This window comes from Hyphomonas sp. L-53-1-40, from assembly GCF_000682775.1.
Taxonomy (GTDB): domain Bacteria; phylum Pseudomonadota; class Alphaproteobacteria; order Caulobacterales; family Hyphomonadaceae; genus Hyphomonas.
In genome coordinates, this window is sequence record NZ_AWFI01000012.1 from 478,220 (window position 1) to 495,945 (window position 17,726).

At 59.1% G+C, this 17,726-nt stretch carries 15 protein-coding genes; 6 read left to right on the plus strand and 9 right to left on the minus strand.

The genetic code is table 11. From position 1 onward, the window contains the following. Positions 1 to 130: 130 nt before the first annotated feature. From L53_RS08205 to L53_RS08230, 6 genes are all read left to right on the plus strand, one after another. Positions 131 to 1,150 carry a DUF2804 domain-containing protein gene (locus L53_RS08205; protein ID WP_034814003.1) on the plus strand — a complete coding sequence of 340 codons (1,020 nt, stop codon included), beginning with the start codon at positions 131 to 133 and terminating at the stop codon, positions 1,148 to 1,150. 324 nt (positions 1,151 to 1,474) lie between these two features. Beyond that, on the plus strand, positions 1,475 to 2,617 hold the full coding sequence (gene nadA, locus L53_RS08210; protein ID WP_034814004.1) for a quinolinate synthase NadA: 1,143 nt from the start codon (positions 1,475 to 1,477) through the stop codon (positions 2,615 to 2,617). Positions 2,618 to 2,684: 67 nt separating this feature from the next. Further along, positions 2,685 to 3,152 (plus strand): hypothetical protein, encoded by a 468-nt coding sequence (locus L53_RS08215; RefSeq protein ID WP_034814006.1) that lies wholly within the window; start codon positions 2,685 to 2,687, stop codon positions 3,150 to 3,152. Between the two features lie 3 nt (positions 3,153 to 3,155). Then, entirely contained in the window at positions 3,156 to 4,694 is a 1,539-nt protein-coding gene (locus L53_RS08220; protein WP_084333251.1) for an L-aspartate oxidase, read from the plus strand. Next, positions 4,691 to 5,548 carry a carboxylating nicotinate-nucleotide diphosphorylase gene (nadC, locus tag L53_RS08225; RefSeq protein WP_034814008.1) on the plus strand — a complete coding sequence of 286 codons (858 nt, stop codon included), beginning with the start codon at positions 4,691 to 4,693 and terminating at the stop codon, positions 5,546 to 5,548. Before L53_RS08220 ends, nadC begins: the two co-directional genes overlap by 4 nt. 50 nt (positions 5,549 to 5,598) lie before the next feature. Beyond that, a complete protein-coding gene (locus L53_RS08230) occupies positions 5,599 to 6,408 on the plus strand; it encodes an SDR family oxidoreductase (protein WP_034814010.1) in 810 nt (269 codons plus the stop codon). Between the two features lie 6 nt (positions 6,409 to 6,414). On the opposite strand, the gene L53_RS08235 is transcribed toward L53_RS08230, so the two are convergent. The 9 genes from L53_RS08235 to L53_RS08270 form a co-directional block, all read right to left on the minus strand. Next, entirely contained in the window at positions 6,415 to 7,494 is a 1,080-nt protein-coding gene (locus tag L53_RS08235) for a cell wall hydrolase (protein ID WP_233347662.1), read from the minus strand. Between the two features lie 424 nt (positions 7,495 to 7,918). Then, positions 7,919 to 10,606 carry a pyruvate, phosphate dikinase gene (ppdK, locus tag L53_RS08240; protein ID WP_034814374.1) on the minus strand — a complete coding sequence of 896 codons (2,688 nt, stop codon included), beginning with the start codon at positions 10,604 to 10,606 and terminating at the stop codon, positions 7,919 to 7,921. Positions 10,607 to 10,810: 204 nt separating this feature from the next. Next, the gene (glyS, locus tag L53_RS08245) at positions 10,811 to 13,012 is read right to left on the minus strand and encodes a glycine--tRNA ligase subunit beta (protein WP_034814011.1); all 2,202 of its coding nucleotides are present in this window, start codon (positions 13,010 to 13,012) and stop codon (positions 10,811 to 10,813) included. Between the two features lie 85 nt (positions 13,013 to 13,097). Then, positions 13,098 to 14,963, minus strand: a complete 1,866-nt coding sequence (locus L53_RS08250) for a caspase family protein (protein WP_034814013.1) — start codon at positions 14,961 to 14,963, stop codon at positions 13,098 to 13,100. A 70-nt stretch (positions 14,964 to 15,033) separates the two neighbouring features. Continuing rightward, positions 15,034 to 15,930, minus strand: a complete 897-nt coding sequence (locus L53_RS08255) for a glycine--tRNA ligase subunit alpha (RefSeq protein ID WP_034814014.1) — start codon at positions 15,928 to 15,930, stop codon at positions 15,034 to 15,036. A 72-nt stretch (positions 15,931 to 16,002) separates the two neighbouring features. After that, positions 16,003 to 16,140, minus strand: a complete 138-nt coding sequence (locus tag L53_RS16990; protein ID WP_156947859.1) for a hypothetical protein — start codon at positions 16,138 to 16,140, stop codon at positions 16,003 to 16,005. Positions 16,141 to 16,217: 77 nt separating this feature from the next. Continuing rightward, complete coding sequence (locus tag L53_RS08260) at positions 16,218 to 16,856, minus strand: tRNA1(Val) (adenine(37)-N6)-methyltransferase (protein WP_156947860.1); 639 nt, start codon at positions 16,854 to 16,856, stop codon at positions 16,218 to 16,220. 89 nt (positions 16,857 to 16,945) lie between these two features. Then, entirely contained in the window at positions 16,946 to 17,152 is a 207-nt protein-coding gene (locus L53_RS08265) for a DUF2007 domain-containing protein (protein WP_034814018.1), read from the minus strand. After that, positions 17,149 to 17,637, minus strand: a complete 489-nt coding sequence (locus L53_RS08270; RefSeq protein WP_034814019.1) for a hypothetical protein — start codon at positions 17,635 to 17,637, stop codon at positions 17,149 to 17,151. The genes L53_RS08265 and L53_RS08270 overlap by 4 nt, the downstream gene beginning before the upstream one ends. Between the last annotated feature and the right edge of the window lie 89 nt (positions 17,638 to 17,726).

The window sequence follows — 17,726 nt, forward strand, 5'->3', positions numbered from 1 at the left end:
CTTTCCCATGCGGCACAGGAAAGACGACATGGAGTGACCTAACGTCGAGGGTAGAAGCCACGCCCACCTTATCTTTATATGTCTTCCACAAGCTCCGAAATCTCAGAAATCCGGCGCGACAGGAGGGAGAATGCAACACAGAATGGGCGAAGGCCCTCTACTTGATGCGCGGGGGCGATTGGTCGAACGAGGATATGCGACCAGCGAGGTCAGGACATATGATCGCTCTGCCATCAAAGCGGGCGCCCTGCGCATAAAGGAGTGGGACTATTACTGCATCCTGACACCCCGGTTCGGGCTGGCTCTGACTGTCGCTGACAATGGCTATCTTGGGTTCCTAGGCACATCCTGGCTCGACCTGGAACAGAAAACAGCCACCAATCATGGAGCTATCATCCCGTGGTCGATGGGTAAGATGAAGTTGCCAGCCAGCGCCGATAGTGGCGACATTTCCCAGCGCAAGGGCGATCTGGAACTGAGCTTTCGGCATGATGCAGGAGGGCGGCGCCTGACGGTGAATGATCCGGCTTTCGCCAACGGAAAAGGACTGCACGGGGAATTATGGCTCGACCAGTCCGATATGGACCGGATGGTTATTGCCACACCGTTTCCAAAAGCCCCGAAGGCTTTTTACTACAATCAGAAAATCAACTGCATGCCCGCGCGCGGGAAGATCACCCTGGGCGAGGAGACGTATCAGTTCTCCCCTGAGAGTGCCTTTGCTGTACTGGATTGGGGCCGCGGCGTCTGGACGTACAACAACACATGGTATTGGGGCTCTACCTCCGGCCTGATCAAGGGGCGGCCATTTGGGTTTAACATTGGCTATGGGTTCGGCGATACATCCGCCGCCAGCGAAAACATGCTGTTCGTGGATGGTAAAGCCCACAAGCTCGATCATGTCACATTCCATATGCCTGAAGGTGCGCCTGATTCCGCACTATGGAAATTTACCAGCAATGACAAACGATTTGAGATGGATTTCGCTCCCGTCATCAATCGTCACCAGACGACCGACCTTGGCATTTTGAAGACTGCGCAGGACCAGGTCTTTGGCCTATTCTCAGGACGTGTCATTCTTGACGATGGCAGCCAGATGACCGTGAAGGACTTGCCCGGATTTGCCGAAGAAGTGCGAAATCGTTGGTGAACGGAGAGCAGGCAAGGTGGCGTTGAGAGCGGTTATAGGGCGGATCATGACCCAACCATCGCAACGGGCGTAGAGGCCATGACAGCCGCCGCGCTGGAACTGTTCGACGAGGGCTGACGCGGGATTTACGCCAAAATTGGCTTGCCTGATCTTTTCACAGGGGTTAAACCCCTTTTGCTCAGAGTGCGTATAAGCTTCAAGTTTCTGTCGCACGAGCAGCCCGAACTCCTGACGTTTGAAGGCCTGCCCCCTTGAAGCGCCAGATTTCAGGTCCATATTATACTCAGATCGAGCATAAGTCGGTCTGCTACGAAGGAGGACGACATGGCACGTCTTATTGATTCCGGCCCCGGTTGCCCAACGCCAACTCCGCTGCGCGGCGCCTCTGCCGCTGAAACACGCGGCCTCGTCTATGATGACGCGGTGAAGCTGGAGACTGACGGCCTGTACCCGCTGGTCCAGGATTTCATCACTCCGATGGAGTGGCCAGCCATTGCGCCCCTCGTCGCGGCGATCAAACGGCTCAAGAAAGAGAAGAACGCCGTCATCCTGGCACACAATTACATGACGCCGGACATCTTCCAGCTTGTCGGCGATTTCCGTGGTGACAGCCTCCAGCTGGCCCGTGAAGCTGCCAATGTGGATGCCGATATCATCGTGCAGGCCGGAGTGCACTTCATGGCCGAGACCTCGAAGATCCTCGCGCCTGAAAAGACCGTCCTTATTCCGGATACCCGCGCGGGCTGTTCGCTGGCCGCCTCGATTACGGGCGCCGATGTGCGCCTGATCAAGGAGAAATTCCCGAATTACCCGGTCGTGACCTATGTGAATTGTACCGCAGAGGTGAAGGCCGAATGCCACATCACCTGCACCAGCTCGAATGCGGCGCAAGTTGTCGAAGCCATCGCTGCTGAGTGGAATACTGACACGGTAATTCTCGTGCCGGACCAGTACCTCGCCAAGAACGTGGCTGCCCAGACCGGCATCCGCGTCATGACCTGGCCGGGGGCGTGTGAAGTGCACGAGATGTTCAGCGCCGACGATGTCGAACAGTTGCGCGAAGCCCACCCAGGCGTCGTTATCCTGGCTCACCCGGAATGTCCGCCGGATGTACTGGAAGCCGCCGACTTTGCCGGCTCGACGTCCGCGCTGGCCAATTACGTTGCCGAGGAAAGCCCGAACAAAGTTGTCCTGCTGACGGAATGCTCGATGAGTGACAATGTCGCGTCAGCCAATCCGAACGTGAACTTCATTCGTCCATGCAATCTCTGCCCGCACATGAAGCGCATCACGCTGGAAAACATCTATGATTGCCTGGTCACGGGCGAGTACGAGGTGCTCATCCCGGAGGATGTCCGCGTGCGCGCCAAGGAAGCCCTCGACGCCATGATGGCCCTGCCGAAAATGGTCAAGCCGCTCGCGTTCAAGACCGGTTTGAAACCACTTGAGCTTGAAATGGTCGTCTAGCAGCCAGACAGGTTGTGCAATCGCGGGGGAGCGGCGTAATGTGTCTCTGGGCGCAAGGAGAGGTAGAATGGTCCGAGGCATATACGGTCTCGCGGCAATGGCGATCGCAGGCCTTTTGGTCTGCACTCCCGCTCATGCCGACAGCAAACGCGAGGGAGATTCATCGGATGTCCTTGGCACCTGGAGCTTCCAGACAAAACCCTATCGCAATGGGGAGTGCATGATGTCTGGCACCATGTATCTTTCTCCGCACCCGGATGAAGGCCAATATAGCTGTGAGCTCACAGCGGTTGAAGTCTGCTCAATGTGGGGCCGGTCGGTTGTACGCCAATCCTGCAAGGCTCGCCGCTTCGGAGACCAAATTTCGATTCGGTCCCAGATCGAGGAAATGCTGGAAGCCAAGGTCGAGGGCCTGATCTATGTACCAGACAATTTCACGCTCACCATCCAATCCGCTGACCGCATGTTTGGGGCGCTGGTATCTGCTGTTACGGCGCCAGCGGAATTTCGCCGCGCAAATGACGGCATTTCCTAGTCTGTGACCGCTTCCATTCCGCAAACCCTGACGGCCAATGCGCCAGTCGATGATGACGTTCTGATCGTGGGCGCAGGCCTCGCCGGCCTCTTCCTCGCGCTGCAGCTCGCGCCGCGCCCGTGCACCGTCATTTCACCCGCACCACTCGGTCAGGCTGCCTCGTCCGCCTGGGCACAGGGTGGTCTTGCCGCCGCCATGCACCCTCTCGACAGCCCGGAACAACACGCTGCTGACACGGTGGCGGCCGGCGCAGGCCTGGTCGACCCCATCATTGCACGACTTATCGCCGAAGAAGGGCCCGCACGTGTCCGTGACCTCGTCGCGCTAGGAGTCCCGTTTGACCGCACGCCGGATGGCGCATTGGCGCTCTCGCTTGAAGCAGCACATTCCCACCCACGTGTAGCACGCGTTGCCGGAGACCTTGCGGGCAAGGCCATCATGGATGCGCTGGTCGCGGCCGTTGCCGCCGCGCCACATATCACCATCATCGAAGGCGTCCGCGCCACCGGCCTGATGCAGGATGCCAATCTTCAGGTGGCAGGCGTCATATTGCGGGACAATGCCGGAACGCTCTCCACACGGACCGCGCGGGAAACGGTGCTGTGCACCGGCGGTTCCGGCGGCCTGTTCCAGGTTACCACCAACCCACCCGAAGCGCGCGGCGACGCTGTTGCGATGGCCTGGGAAGCGGGCGCACTGATTGCAGATCTAGAATTCGTCCAATTTCATCCTACGGCCATCGACATTGGCCGCGATCCTGCCCCCCTCGCGACCGAGGCCCTCCGCGGTGAAGGCGCCACGCTCCATAATCGAGACGGCACGGCCTTTATGGCAAGCTACCATGAATTGGCCGAACTCGCGCCGCGCGATGAAGTGGCGCGCGCCGTGCACACAGAGCGCTTGTCTGGCCGAGGCGCATTTCTCGATTGCCGCACGGCTGTGGGTGAACACTTCCCGGACCATTTCCCAACAGTATTTGGCACTTGCAAATCTGCCGGCATCGACCCACGCACCGAATTGATCCCGGTTGCTCCAGCGGCGCACTATCATATGGGTGGCATCGTCCCAGACTTCTGGGGGCGCAGCAGCCTCGATGGACTGTCCGTCTGCGGCGAATGTACATCTACCGGCGTACACGGCGCAAATCGCCTTGCATCCAACTCTTTGTTAGAAGCTGTCGTATTTGCCCACCGCATTGCCGAGCGCCTGCGCGAAGCTGAGTTCGCCACCCCTAACGCATCAACAGGTCATGTTCCAGGGGCGTTACCCGTTCCAGCCCTGCAGGAATTGCGCGGCGCCATGTCCGAAAAATGTGGAGTTGTGCGAAATGCCACCGGCATGACCAGCGTGCTTGAGCTGATCGAGCGCTTGAACACCATACATGGGCCGGCTCGCGCGCTGACCACTGCGAGACTGATCGTTCAGGCCGCAATCAATCGCAAGGAAAGCCGGGGCGGACATTTCCGGTCTGACTATCCAGACATGATCGAACCGGAACGCCAGTTCCTGCTGAGAGATTTTGAGGAGACCGTCCGCGTATGAAACTGCTTCCCCCGCCGCTGCCCGCGATCATCCTCGATCCCATCGTTCGGCTTGCCCTGTCAGAAGACCTTGGCCGCGCAGGTGATCTGACCACGGACGCGACCATTGCGCCGGAAACCCAACTCAGCGTCGTTATTGCAGCGCGCCAGCCCGGCGTGATCGCAGGTCTCGACGCTGCGGCCCACGCGCTTACCCTGATCGATCCAAGCGTGGAACTGGATGTTCGGATGGATGATGGCACGGCAGTAAAACCCGGCGATGTTGTCGCGCGCCTTGACGGCAGCGCGCGCTCTATCCTGACGGCTGAGCGCACGATGCTGAATTTTATTGGACGACTGTCAGCGGTCGCCACGATGACGCGCAACTACGTCGCAAAGATTTCTCACACGTCCGCAACAATTGTCTGCACCCGGAAAACGACCCCAGGTCACCGGGCGCTGGAGAAGCGCGCCGTTCGGTGCGGCGGAGGTACAGCACATCGCTACGGCCTGGATGATGCCATCCTGATCAAGGACAATCACATCGCTGCTTGCGGTGGCTCCGTGGCGCTCGCACTGGAACGCGCCAAGGCCTATGCGGGCCACCTGCGCATGATCGAAATTGAAGTCGATACACTCGACCAATTCGCGGAAGCGCTGAAACATGGGCCGCATGCCGTCCTGCTCGACAATATGGATACCGACACCTTGCGCCGCGCCGTTGAAATGAATCAGGGCCGCGTCACGATCGAAGCATCTGGCGGAGTCAATCTGGGTACCGTTGCGGCAATCGCAGAGACCGGTGTGGACTTTATTTCCGTGGGGGCGCTAACGCATTCTGCTCCCAATCTTGACGTGGGTATGGATGTGGCCTGACACTGCTGAAAAGGGCGATCAGTCCCTGATATCAGCAGGAGGGAAAGCCCATGACGCGAGCGAGCGGGCGAAAGAGTATCTTTATTACGGGCGCAGCATCCGGCATCGGAGCAGAGACCGCGCGCTATTTTGCAAAACGCGGCTGGTTCTGCGGCCTCTATGACGTGAACACTGCTGGCCTCGATGCCGTCGAAGCCGAGATCGGATCCGAGAACTGCCTGAAAGCCAGGCTTGATGTTCGCAACCGCGAGGACTGGGCCGCTGCCACCAAGGATTTCAGCGAAGCAACTGAAGGCGCAATGAACGTACTCTTCAACAATGCGGGCATTGGACGTCATGGCTGGTTCGAAGACATCGCAGGCGAGGATAATGACGCGATCATCGACATCAATGTGAAAGGTGTAGTGAATGGCGTGCAGGCTTCACTCCCCCTTCTGAAGGCGACATCAGGCGCACGCATTGTGAACACGGCCTCTACCGCGGGAGTTGTCGGCTCACCACAACTGGCTGTTTATTCTGCAACCAAGTTCGCTGTGCGCGGTCTGACCGAAGCGCTCGACGCCGAATTTCGCGATCTTGACATTCGCGTCACCAGTCTGATGCCGTGGTTCATTGAAACGCCGATCCTCGAAATGGGGGATCGCGACGGCTCGAACCACAAGATGTCTGACCAGCTCAAGGAAAACGGCATGAATGTGTATCCGGTTTCCATGGCTGCGGAACGCGCCTGGGACGCCGCTCATGGTAAAGATACACATTTCATGGTTGGGAAAGATGCTGAGCGGGCACGTTTCATGGCGCGCTGGTTGCCAGGCGCTATCCAGAAGCGCGTGAAGGCGGGAGTGCCCCCACGCGACTAATGTTTCCTAGTTCATGGCGCCGGCGGCTGAAGCGGAGCTTCTTACCGCCGCCTGCGTCACCTGGGCTGCCGTATAGTCGGAGACCTCGGACGATTTACGCATCGTGTTGAACTTCGGGGCACCATTGGTGATCGTGCGCGTAGAGGTGGTCACAGAGGCCGGCGACAGAGTTGGCGCCGGGGCATTCACGGCCACTTTCTCAACCTTGGCATCGTCGGTGGTCTTGATCACAGACGTCGCTGCTGCATTCACGTCAGTCTCGGCCGCCGCCGTGATGACGCGCTCACGCTTGCGATTGTAGTTCTGGCGCACTTGGGCCCACTCGGCGCCGCGCGGGAACCGATAGAAGATGTGCAAACCAATCTTGTCGGTCTTGATGAGGCCAGCGCTCCAGATCGGGTCAACATAAGTGGCATGATAGTGCGTCGCGCCGCCTGTGCGTTCCTCGTTGAGGTTCATCAGCACGTGTGCTGCGACCTTCTGGGCAGTGTCCCAGTTACGGCCGCGTGGCTCGCGGGTCATGGCGCCGTCACAGGTAAAGGTGAACTGGCAACCGGTTGTGCGAGTCGCACCCTGAAAAACGACATCACAGACGCTGTCAGGATAGCGATGGTCGCGAACGCGATTCGCGATGACTTCGGCAACCGCCATCTTGCCACCCAGCGATTCTGTTCCGGCCTCATAATAGATGGCTTGGGACAGACACTGCGCCTCGTCGTTAATCTTTTCGGCGCGTTTGATGTGCTCCGGACGGAACGAAACCAGCGATGAAAGTGCGGCGCCATCGCGGTCGCGCATCGCATAACGGCTCATTGAAGCGCCGGTATCGCGCTTGAGCGTGTACTCGACGGTACGGATCCAAGGCGTATCCAGCAAGCTTGGCGTCATCGGATCAGCGCGCACGGTGACGCCGCCGTCTTCAATAGAAGCCAGGCGTACCGCTTCCGCATGGAAATCAGCTTCGGCGCGCTTCTCCATCTGGAGTTCGCCAATCAGGGGAAGAGTTACAGTCGCAGCCACAGCGCAGACCGCAACGGTCGCCCCGCGAATGACAATATCTCTCTGCTCTTCGTTCGTCATAGCCATCCACCAACGCTTGAGCTGCTCTTGGAGCCCACGCATTGGCGATAGAGTCGCCCTTCGTGGTTGAAGAACCCTTAACATCACCGCTCCCCAATCCCCCGGCAGACGGTATATTCCGTCCTACGAACCCCGGGTGTTGTTGGTTTGACTAAAAATTATGAGACCGTTTCTGGCCCCGCTTCGAGTTGGATATCCATCTCTCCCGGTACCTAGCAAGAAGCTGGCCAGATACGTGAATGACTTTTCTGTCAGGATAGATACGCCCCCGATTTTTGATTTAAACCGTTACATCAGGAAAAACCGGCCAAGCCTCTGTAATACAGTGGAATATTTCTGCAAATTTCGTGAAATATTTCGCACTGCACAAAAATGGGTGTTGCCCGGAAACAACACCCAAATCCTGCCGGTTTCTAGCGGACAGTCGTCTTTATTTGGCTTTCAACGCCGCATGTGCCGCAGCGAGACGCGCGATTGGCACACGATACGGAGAGCACGACACGTAATCGAGTCCCGCCAACTGACAAAAGTTAATCGAAGCCGGGTCGCCGCCATGCTCACCGCAGATTCCGAGCTTGATTCCAGGACGTGATTTACGACCCCGCTCAGTAGCAATTTTGACCAATTCTCCTACGCCGACCTGGTCGAGCGTCACGAATGGGTCTTTTTCGTATATGCCTTTGTCCTCATAAATCTTGAGGAAACGGCCTGCATCATCGCGCGAAATGCCGAGTGTCGTCTGGGTCAAGTCATTCGTGCCGAAGGAGAAGAACGCCGCTGATTGTGCAATTTCAGCAGCCTGAAGCGCCGCGCGTGGCAGCTCGATCATAGTGCCGACCATGTAGTCCAGTGTGACCCCCGTCTCGGAGAAGACCGATAGGGCGACTTCGTCCACAACCGCCTTCAGGATTGCGAGCTCCTTGTGCGTGGCGACCAGTGGGATCATCACTTCCGGAATTGGCTTGCGACCCGTCTCCTTTGAAACATTAACGGCGGCTTCGAAAATCGCGCGCGCCTGCATCTCATAGATTTCGGGATAGGTGATACCGAGACGGCAGCCCCGATGACCAAGCATGGGATTGCTCTCATGCAGTTCTGCAGCCCGGCGGCGCAACTCATCCGCGCTAACGCCAGAGGCCTTGGCCACTTCGTCCATGTCCGCATCGGTGTGCGGCAGGAATTCGTGGAGTGGTGGGTCGAGCAGCCGGATCGTGGCTGGCCGATCTTCCAGAATGCGGAAGATTTCCTCGAAATCGCTGCGCTGCATCGGCAAGAGTTTGTCGAGCGCAGCGCGACGGCCACTCTCGCCATCCGCGAGGATCATCGCCCGCACTTCGGGGATACGCTCTTCTTCAAAGAACATGTGCTCAGTGCGGCAGAGGCCAACACCTTCGGCGCCAAATTCAACCGCCGTACGCGTATCCAGAGGCGTTTCAGCATTGGCGCGCACTTTCAGCGTGCGCACCTTGTCAGCCCAGCTCATCAGCAAACCGAAATCACCCGACAGATCAGGTTGGCGCATTTCGACGGCGCCCATCATCACCTGGCCGGTCGCCCCGTCCACAGTGATCACATCGCCTTTCTTGATTTCACGACCCATCACGCGGAACACGCCCGCCTTGGTATCGATCTGCAGGCCGCCGGCGCCGCAGACACACGGCCGGCCCATGCCACGGGCCACCACGGCGGCGTGGCTGGTCATGCCGCCGCGTGCCGTAACAATGGCGCGGGAAGCATGCATACCCTTGATGTCTTCAGGGCTGGTCTCGATGCGCACGAGGATAACGTCCTCGCCCTTTTCGGCCATGGCCCAGGCGTCTTCGGATTCAAACACGACCTTGCCAACGGCCGCGCCGGGACTGGCCGGAAGGCCCATCACGATTACGTCGCGCTTGGCATCTTCCGAAATGGTTGGGTGCAGCAACTGGTCCAGCTGAGACGGCTCAAGGCGCAAGATCGCCTCCTCTTCCGTCACCAAACCTTCGCGTGCCATGTCGACAGCGATCTTGAGCGCTGCAGCAGCGGTACGTTTGCCGTTACGGGTCTGCAGCATGTAGAGGCGGCCATCTTCGACCGTGAACTCAAGATCCTGCATATCCTTGTAGTGTTGTTCCAGCGTGTTCGCGACTTCGCGCAGCTGGGTATAGACTTCCGGCATCGACTCTTCGAGCGGCGCATCGGTCGAGCCCAGCGTATCTGCGCGCTCGCGCGAAATCGGTGCGGGCGTACGAATGCCCGCCACCACGTCTTCGCCCTGAGCATTGATCAGGTATTCGCCGTAGAAGACCGGGTCACCATTCGACGGGTCCCGCGTGAATGCAACGCCTGTGGCAGACGTCTCACCGAGATTACCGAACACCATGGCCTGCACATTGACCGCCGTGCCCCATTCTTCAGGAATGTCGTTCAGCTTGCGATAGGTAATCGCGCGGTCATTCATCCAGGAGCCGAACACGGCCGTGATCGCACCCCAGAGCTGCTCCTTCGGATCGTCCGGGAATGGACGGCCAAGATTGTGCTGAACAGCAGATTTGTAGAGCGTGATGATCTGCTTCCAATCATCGGCCGTCATCTCGGTGTCGAGATCATAGCCCTGACGATCTTTGTAGTCGTCCAGGATATGTTCGAACTCGTCATGGCTGATGTTCAACACGACATTGGAATACATCTGAATGAAGCGGCGATAGGAATCATAGGCGAAGCGTTCGCCAGCCTTCTTGGCCAGTCCCGCCGCAGCTGATTCGTTCAGGCCGAGGTTCAGGACCGTGTCCATCATGCCCGGCATCGAAGCGCGCGCACCTGAGCGTACGGATACGAGCAATGGATTTTCGGGATCGCCGAAGCCCTTGCCGGTTTCCTGCTCCACGGCCGCGAGCGCGGCATCAACCTGCGCTTCCAGAGCGGCCGGATATTGGCGCTCCAATTCGTAATAAGCAGTACAGACTGCGGTCGTCAGCGTGAATCCCGGCGGCACCGGCAGGCCCAGCTTCGCCATTTCTGCGAGGTTCGCACCCTTGCCCCCGAGCAAATTCTTCATTGAGGCATCGCCGTCTGCGCTCCCGCCCCCAAAAGCATACACCCAGGTTTCGTCTGCTGGTTTCAGTGCTGCTTCACCCATGAATTCTGCCTTCCGATACATATGTCGTGTCCCCCAAGTTAACGGGGGGCGAATTGCAATTCCTATGCTGCATTGCAGCGCCATTGGCCAGTGTCTGAAAGGGCACGCAGGGTGTGACAACGTTGTTCGTGACACATTGGCGCGTTCCCGTGCAGGCGGGCCGTTTCAGTCTGACACAGGGGCACGCGAGCGCCCTGACCTGCATCAGCCATCAATGCGGGAAAAATCCGCTACGCGGTGAAGTGTTCCACGGATTTTTGTGAGCAGCGCCAGACGATTCGCGCGCACAGCGGAATTCTCGTCATTGACCATGACGGCCTCGAAGAAAGCGTCCACCGGGCCACGCAATTTGGCAAGTTCGGCCATGGCCGCTGTGAAATCTTCGGATTTCAGCGGGCCTTCAATGGCGGCCTCGACATCGGACAGGGCTTTCGCCAGAGCCTGCTCCTCGGCCGGCCCCTTGGCGATGAGGGCGTCATCAACGGAGAGATCAGCAGGCAGATCGCCCTTCTTCTCCTCGGCCTTCAGGATGTTGGCCGCGCGCTTGTAGCCCGCGAGCAGGTTGGCGCCGTCTTCGGTCTCCAGAAACGCCCCCAGCGCCTCGACGCGGCGCGTGATGAGCACGAGGTCATCTTCGCCGAGCGCGAAGACGGCGTCTATCAGGTCGTGGCGCTGCCCCTGATCACGTAGGTATTGCTTCAAACGGTCGGCCAAGAAGGGAACAAGGTCCTCTGCGGCGCTATGAGTTGCTTCAAATTCAACAACACGCTGCCCGCCAAACTGCTTCTCAACGACATCACGCCTTTTTTGGAGGTCGTCGTCATATGCAAATAGAGGAGCGTCGACATTCGCTTGAGAATTCTCCAACTGAATTATGCGGTCAAACGCAATTTTCGTCGCAGCAGACCGCAACGACTTGCGCACCCCGAGGCGCACGTCGCCCTCTAGAACAATCCGCACGAGACCCAACGCCGCTCTGCGCAGCGCGAATGGGTCTTTCGATCCGGTTGGCTTCTCATCGATCGCCCAGAATCCAACCAGCGTATCCAGCTTGTCGGCGAGCGCAACGGCGATGCCCACCGGATCTGTTGGCACGGAGTCGCTCGGCCCCTGAGGCTTGTAATGGTCGCGGATGGCGTCGGCGACAGCGGCGGGCTCGCCCGCTTCCAGCGCGTAGTAGCGACCCATCACGCCCTGCAGCTCCGGGAACTCGCCGACCATCTCCGACACAAGGTCCGCCTTGGCGAGGCGTGCCGCCCGTTCGGCCAAATCCGGATCAGCGCCCACTTTCGGGGCCAGTTCCCGCGCCAGCGCCGCGACGCGTTCCACCTTGTCGCCCAAAGAGCCCAGCTCAGTCTTGAACGCAATCGTGGACAGCTTCGCCGCCATTTCTTCCAGCGGCGTGGCCTTGTCTTTCTCCCAGAAGAAGCGGCCATCATCGAGACGTGCCGACAAGACGCGGGAATTTCCTTCGGCCAGTTTCTTGCCGCCATCGGCCGCGTCGATGTTCGCGACCACAATGAAGTGCGGCGCCAGCTTCCCGGTCTTTTTGTCATTCACCGCGAAGTATTTCTGGTGCGTTCGCATGGACAGCTGGATCACTTCTGGCGGCAGAGCCAGGAAGGCCGGGTCCATGTCGCCAAGCACGACAACCGGCCATTCAGCAAGGCCAACCACCTCTTCGAGCAGGCCCTTGTCTTCAATCCATTCGAGGCTGGCCTCGGCGCAAACCTTCTCAATGCCGGCAAGGATCACCTCGCGCCGCGCATCGCGTGTCAACTTCACATGGCCAGCATCGCTGAGCTGACTCTCATAATCCTTGCGAGAGGTGATCTTGAACGGCCCACGGCCATGAACGCGGTGGCCTTCGGTCTCGTCGCCGCTGGTAATGCCATCCACTTCAAATGGCACCACTTTCCCATCCAGCACACAGACAATCCGCTGCAGCGGGCGTACCCAGCGCAGCTCCCCGGTGCCCCAGCGCATGCTCTTGGGCCAATGGAAACCACGAATGATGGCTGGCACAGCCTCGGCGATGATGTCGGTCGCATCGCGCCCCGGCGTCTCGATCACGGCAACGTAGAAGTCGCCCTTCTTCGGATCAGAGCGCACTTCGGCCTGACTGATATCGCTGAGGCCTGCGCCACGCAGGAAGCCTTCAACGGCCTTGTCCGGCGCGCCGACCTTCGGGCCCTTGCGCTCTTCCTTCACATCCGCAGAGCGCTCTGTCAGGCCCTCCATGAACACCGTCAGGCGACGCGGGCCAGAGGCCGTTTCCAGATTCGACCAGCTCAGCCCCGCCTCGCCCAGCGCCTTTTCCAGCGCAGTACCGAGATCGCTCTCGGCCTTCGCCTGCATGCGCGCGGGAATTTCCTCTGAAAAGAGTTCGAGAATCAGGTCTGCCATGAAGGGGTCCAGCCAGTAGTTGCAAGCCTGCACGGCATACTAGCGCGGGCGGCAGGGTCAAGCACCGGACGTGCAGATGGGGCGCTTAGTTAGCCCCAAAAGTGAGCTGCCAGAGCTGCAATGCGCCGCCCTTCATGGACACGACCAGCTTCTTGCCATCCGGCGCGAACTCAATCCAGTTGGCTCCGAACATGCTCAGATCCTGCACCCCGGCAAGCAGGGCTCCGGTCTCGGCATCCCAGATCTTGCCGGACAAATCCATCGCACTGGTCGCCACGAACTCACCGTCTGCACTGAAAGCGGCATTCCATAGTGGAGCATCATGGCCAGTCAGTTCGAGAACTTCACCATCCGCGCTCCATATACGGGCCGCCTTGTCCGCTGAGGCGACAAGAATGCGGTCTCCATCCTGACTGAACGTGGCGTAAGTAGCCGGAACTTCTCCGGATTCGACCATGCGGAGCTGCTCGCCCGTCTCCGTATCCCAGACGCGGACCGTACCATCATTCGACGCTGTGACGATCCGGCTTGCATCAAAATTGAACCGCGCGGAACGGACTGCGCCGGAGTGCCCTGTCAGGCGCAGCACCTCCTCGCCCGTTCGGGCGTCCCAGATACGTGCGGTTTCGTCATATGAGGCCGTAACCACCCGGTCCCCGAAGGGGCTGTATTCAGCATAGGAAACAACGCCCAGATGTCCATCAAGCACCAGCCGCGCCTCCTCGCCCAGCGAGCTCCATATGCGCGCCGTGCCGTCTTCGGACGCCGTGATGAGGCGCTCTTCATTTGGGCTGAACCGCACAGTCAGGACCGGCGCGGTATGGCCTTTCAGTTCGGTCGACTGGCCATAAAGGCTTGGCGTCATGCCGACGATCCAGAGACGCGCAGTGTGATCGGCTGATGCACTTGCCACGTAGCGTCCGCTCAGGCTGTAGTCTACGCCATAGACTTCGTCTGTGTGGCCGTCCAGGTCTCCGAACCAGGATACAGATTTCAGCTGCAACCGCGTTCGGGCACAGGGAGGATTAGCGAGGTTCCGGCGCGCCACCTCGGCGAACTTCCCGTCGGGATATTGCTCCAGATGGCGGGCGTATTTGGTGCAAGGATCGACGGTTGTATAGCCCACGCTGGAGATTTCGACCCAATCCATCGTCTCCTGGTCCAGCACCGTCTTCAGGCGGCACTCCCCGGAAAAACAATAGTCGAGCGAAACGTCCGAATAGATTGCGGGGCGCTGCTCATGATTTATGGAGGAGGCCAGCATCGCGACCTCGCTGCGAGTTTCGTCCACGCTGCGCAATAAGGGATTGGCCGGATCGCTGAGGCGCGGCAACAGGCTGCGCGTGAAGACCGAATACGGGGACTCATCCTCCGGCCCCAGCCGGTCGAGCGCCTTCTGGCGGGTGCCTGCCGCATAGACCACGAGTGTGCCCGGCACGATCTCCAGCCGCGACAGTCCGCGCGTCACGCTGCGGGTTCCTGTATCGAAGGGATTGTCCCGGCAAGCATCCACGATGGCAAACAACAGGCCCGGTTTGCGCGCCTTGATCTCTGCCAGCACGTCAGTCGATAGCGACACAGTCTGGCGGCGCAGCGCGAATTCGGACGATTCCAGCGGCGCATCGGTCATCGCCAGAAAATTGTCGGCGCCATCCGACCAGCCGTGTCCGGAAAAGATGAAAGCGACTTCGTCGCCGGGCTCAATGGATTGGAGAAAGCCGTCCAGCGCCTCGAGAAAGTCAATCGTGCCAGGGTCGATCAGGCGCGTGACTTCAAAGCCCAGCTCGCCCCCAAACGCTTCGGAATAGCCCGTGGCGTCTCCGGTCGTCTTTTGCAGGTCTGGCAATTGCTCATAGTCGCCGACACCGACGATCAGAGCCCGCTTGGTCTTCGCGTCCGCGCCAAGCACGAGACAGAGACCGACAAGGCAAACGAGTATCCAGCGTAACATGACGCGTCCTCCCACAACGGAAGAGACTATCCCCATGAAGCCGAATGACCAAATCAGTCAGAGGTTAAATCTAGGTGGAAACGTCTTCCTGCTCGGCCCATTGCGCAGCGGCGCCGCGGGCGAGGTCTCGGACGCGGGCGATATAGGCCTGACGCTCGGTCGGGCTGATGGCGCCGCGTGCGTCGATCAGGTTGAACGTGTGCGAGGCTTTGAGGGCGTAATCATAAGCTGGCAAAGGCTTGCCTGCATCGCGCAGGGCATTCGACTGGTTCTCGCAATCGGCAAACCAGCGCTTCAGCATCTCGACATCGGAATGCTCGAAATTGAACGCTGATTGTTGTTTTTCGTTTTCGAGGAACACGTCGCCATAGGAGAGCGGCACTGCGCTGTCCGGACCGTTGAAGGGCAGATCATAGACATTGTCGACGCCGAACACATACATGGCGAGGCGTTCGAGCCCGTAAGTCAATTCGCCAGAGACCGGGAATACATCCAGTCCGCCAACCTGCTGGAAATAGGTGTACTGGCTGACTTCCATCCCATCGCACCAGACTTCCCAACCAAGGCCCCAGGCGCCGACAGTCGGGTTCTCCCAGTCGTCTTCGACGAAGCGAATATCGTGAACAGTCGGGTCGATGCCAATGGCGTAGAGACTTTCCAGATAGAGGTCCTGCAAATCGTCGGGATTAGGCTTCAGGATGACCTGGAACTGGTAATAATGGCCGAGCCGGTTGGGATTTTCCCCATAACGCGCATCCTTCGGCCGCCGCGAGGGCTGGACATAGGCCGCACGCCAGTTCTTTGGCCCCAATGCCCGCAGCACAGTCGCCGGGTGCAAGGTGCCGGCGCCGACTTCCATGTCATAGGGCTGCAGGATCGCGCAGCCCTTATCGGCCCAATAGGCCTGAAGTGTCAGGATGAGGTCCTGAAAGGATTTCGGTTTGGCGTGCGCTTTGGGTGCGGTCATGGGGCAGATCCGAATATCGATTGGGTGTCGGGTTACAGCCGTGCGCAGGGCGAAGCAAGCACGGGAATGCGATCAGAATGACCCACGAGATTCATCATGATCATTTGACCCTGCCCCGCGCCCGGTGACCATGCGGTAAAACCCGCCATGCCCCAGCAAGGCCAAGACCAGACCAATGAACAGAAAGCCGAAGAACAACAGGCCGAACATGGCCAACTCCTTTTTCTATGCCCTTACCTCAATTCAGACCCTAGCCTGCAAATGTGGCAATTCCCAGAAAATCTGGATTACCAGTCGATCGCCCTGCCATGACGGATCGCATCCAGCGCTTCACTGGCCTCACCGTCGGCGGTGTGAGTGATTAGGGGCGCGAGCAAACGTACCTCTCCCCGTCTCAATCCCTTGCGTCCCCGCACCAAAACCCGGCGCGCATCTTCGCCATGCTTCGGCGCAATGGGCAGAACGGTAATCTCTCCCGTCAGGCGATCCAGCACAGCGAGAATTCGGGCGAGTTCGGCAGCGCGATGAATTATCACAATGGGCGCACGCGGCTTGGCCGCAAACGCCATCGCCTTGATCCAACCATCGAGGCTGAGGGATTCGAGATATGCTCCAGCTTTCTCCGCTCCCGGCGCGGAGATCCTTCCTGGCTCGAAATATGGCGGGTTTGCAAAAACCAGATCGAACCGATTTTCCTTGTCGCGTACCCATTCGGCGGCGTTGCCAGTCTCGACACTCACTCGGTCTTTGAAATTGTTTGACGAGACAGATTGCCGTGCGAGGTCAGTCATGACCGCATCAATATCCACGCCTGTCACCTGCATCTGCGACAATCGAAATGCGGCCGTCATCAGCGCCCCACCGCATCCACAGCCTATTTCAAGGGCCGCGCCGCCGGACTTTTCGGGAAGGGCCGCGGCCAGCATCAGCGAGTCTGTGCTGGCTCTGAAGCCCTTTTCAGGTTGGAATAGGGTGACCCGACCTTGGTAGAGGGTATCTTCTGTGATCTGCCCCACTAGCCGCGTTCGACTTCGGCCAAGGCTGCCTCGGCAGCAGGCAACAATTCCTCCGGCACCATCACGCGCCTCGGAAACGCGCCGATATTGCCCTCGACAGCGGAGATATGCTGATCAGCGATGAAATATTCGATGCCCGCCTCCCGCAGCAGGTGCTCAATATAGCTCAGCTTGACGACGTCATTGGTGCGAAAGACTTCCTTCATTCGGTCGCCGAACCGCGCAGATTGATATCCACAGAGCGGGCATCATAGACACTCGGCCGATCAGGTTTGTCGCCTTTGCCGGTGACGATTTCGAGGACTTCGGTAACCGACCCGCTATTGCCACCCCCTAGCGGAATGCCGATCCCTACGCCGACCCCGACGCTGCTGTGGCCGCGAGAGCCCGATGAACCGCCAATGGAGACGCTGGAACCACCGCTACGGCTGTCTTCACTGCGTTCGGCAAAGCTGCTGGTTATCTCAAACCAGTCAGAGCCCTCCAGAAGCGTCAGTTCAGCTGCACGCAGCAAGGCCCGGTCACGCGCCTTCGACGGACTGGAGTCGGTATAGGAGACCTGGTATCGGCCCGTTTCGATCTGCTGGCTGGAATAGCCCATCGCTCCGGACTTGGATGCGGGCCCGTAGGCCGCGTTCGACGTACATGCAGCGAGCAGGCCAGCGGCGAGCAGAATTGCATATGGCTTCATGTGGGAACCCTTCCTTGTTGGAATATTCTCAACGGCCCAATTGCCTGAATGTTTCGCACACACGGCGAGGATTCGCCACAACACTTCGC

Coding starts and splice junctions, on each gene's coding strand:
- ppdK (WP_034814374.1), bottom strand. CDS start 10,606: ATGGGTGAAGCAGCACTGAAACCAGCAGACGAAACCTGGGTGTATGCT.
- glyS (WP_034814011.1), bottom strand. CDS start 13,012: ATGGCAGACCTGATTCTCGAACTCTTTTCAGAGGAAATTCCCGCGCGC.
- L53_RS08215 (WP_034814006.1), top strand. CDS start 2,685: ATGGTCCGAGGCATATACGGTCTCGCGGCAATGGCGATCGCAGGCCTT.
- L53_RS08205 (WP_034814003.1), top strand. CDS start 131: ATGCAACACAGAATGGGCGAAGGCCCTCTACTTGATGCGCGGGGGCGA.
- L53_RS16990 (WP_156947859.1), bottom strand. CDS start 16,140: ATGTTCGGCCTGTTGTTCTTCGGCTTTCTGTTCATTGGTCTGGTCTTG.
- L53_RS08235 (WP_233347662.1), bottom strand. CDS start 7,494: ATGGCTATGACGAACGAAGAGCAGAGAGATATTGTCATTCGCGGGGCG.
- nadA (WP_034814004.1), top strand. CDS start 1,475: ATGGCACGTCTTATTGATTCCGGCCCCGGTTGCCCAACGCCAACTCCG.
- L53_RS08270 (WP_034814019.1), bottom strand. CDS start 17,637: ATGAAGCCATATGCAATTCTGCTCGCCGCTGGCCTGCTCGCTGCATGT.
- L53_RS08230 (WP_034814010.1), top strand. CDS start 5,599: ATGACGCGAGCGAGCGGGCGAAAGAGTATCTTTATTACGGGCGCAGCA.
- L53_RS08255 (WP_034814014.1), bottom strand. CDS start 15,930: ATGACCGCACCCAAAGCGCACGCCAAACCGAAATCCTTTCAGGACCTC.
- nadC (WP_034814008.1), top strand. CDS start 4,691: ATGAAACTGCTTCCCCCGCCGCTGCCCGCGATCATCCTCGATCCCATC.
- L53_RS08250 (WP_034814013.1), bottom strand. CDS start 14,963: ATGTTACGCTGGATACTCGTTTGCCTTGTCGGTCTCTGTCTCGTGCTT.
- L53_RS08260 (WP_156947860.1), bottom strand. CDS start 16,856: ATGCTGGCCGCGGCCCTTCCCGAAAAGTCCGGCGGCGCGGCCCTTGAA.
- L53_RS08265 (WP_034814018.1), bottom strand. CDS start 17,152: ATGAAGGAAGTCTTTCGCACCAATGACGTCGTCAAGCTGAGCTATATT.